General features: G+C 49.5%; 2 tRNA genes and 1 rRNA gene. All 3 read right to left on the bottom strand.

From position 1 onward, the window contains the following. Positions 1-184 precede the first annotated feature (184 nt). Positions 185-260: transfer RNA gene (locus FTU55_RS14930), tRNA-Ala, on the bottom strand. Between the two features lie 117 nt (positions 261-377). Beyond that, a tRNA-Ile gene (locus FTU55_RS14935) sits at positions 378-454 on the bottom strand. Positions 455-515: 61 nt separating this feature from the next. After that, a 16S ribosomal RNA gene (locus FTU55_RS14940) occupies positions 516-1,302 on the bottom strand; the annotation flags it as partial.

A 1,302-nucleotide genomic window follows, 5' to 3' on the forward strand; every position in this document is an offset into this window, starting at 1 on the left:
AATTCAATCTACGTTCATCAACCCGTCATAACAACGCGTTAACGTATATTGATTGAGTGAACAATTTATTTCAGACTCAATTTTGCCAATCTGTTAATGATTCACTGCATCCTCGTCGGACTGCAGTCAACTGTGATAAATCACAGAGATTAATAAGCATAAACTTACTAAGCTCTATAATCTATGGTGGAGACTAGGAGAGTCGAACTCCTGACCTCCTGCGTGCAAAGCAGGCGCTCTACCAACTAAGCTAAGTCCCCAGCTTATCATTTGTGATTCGATGTATCGTAGACTGTGTTAAGGCGAATGCTTAACTCGAGCATAGCTCTCGTCTTGCGCTCGGGCGAAACATGTTTTGCTGACCCTCACTCAAGTAGTGGTGGGTCTGACAAGACTTGAACTTGTGACCCCACGCTTATCAAGCGTGTGCTCTAACCAACTGAGCTACAGACCCTCAGATACATCGTCATGAAGAACAACTTGTTGTGGATTCTTACTAATCGTCAATCTTTCGTTAAGGAGGTGATCCAGCCGCAGGTTCCCCTACGGCTACCTTGTTACGACTTCACCCCAGTCATCGGCCACACCGTGGTAAGCGTCCTCCCTAAGGTTAGACTACCTACTTCTGGTGCAACAAACTCCCATGGTGTGACGGGCGGTGTGTACAAGGCCCGGGAACGTATTCACCGCGGCATTCTGATCCGCGATTACTAGCGATTCCGACTTCATGGAGTCGAGTTGCAGACTCCAATCCGGACTACGATCGGCTTTTTGAGATTAGCATCACATCGCTGTGTAGCAACCCTTTGTACCGACCATTGTAGCACGTGTGTAGCCCTGGCCGTAAGGGCCATGATGACTTGACGTCGTCCCCGCCTTCCTCCAGTTTGTCACTGGCAGTATCCTTAAAGTTCCCATCCGAAATGCTGGCAAGTAAGGAAAAGGGTTGCGCTCGTTGCGGGACTTAACCCAACATCTCACGACACGAGCTGACGACAGCCATGCAGCACCTGTATCAGAGTTCCCGAAGGCACCAATCCATCTCTGGAAAGTTCTCTGTATGTCAAGGCCAGGTAAGGTTCTTCGCGTTGCATCGAATTAAACCACATGCTCCACCGCTTGTGCGGGCCCCCGTCAATTCATTTGAGTTTTAGTCTTGCGACCGTACTCCCCAGGCGGTCTACTTATCGCGTTAGCTGCGCCACTAAAGCCTCAAAGGCCCCAACGGCTAGTAGACATCGTTTACGGCATGGACTACCAGGGTATCTAATCCTGTTTGCTCCCCATGCTTTCGCACCTCAG

Origin of the sequence: Acinetobacter sp. YH12117 (assembly GCF_013418865.1) — a bacterium.
In the GTDB taxonomy this organism is placed as follows: Bacteria; Pseudomonadota; Gammaproteobacteria; order Pseudomonadales; family Moraxellaceae; genus Acinetobacter; species Acinetobacter indicus.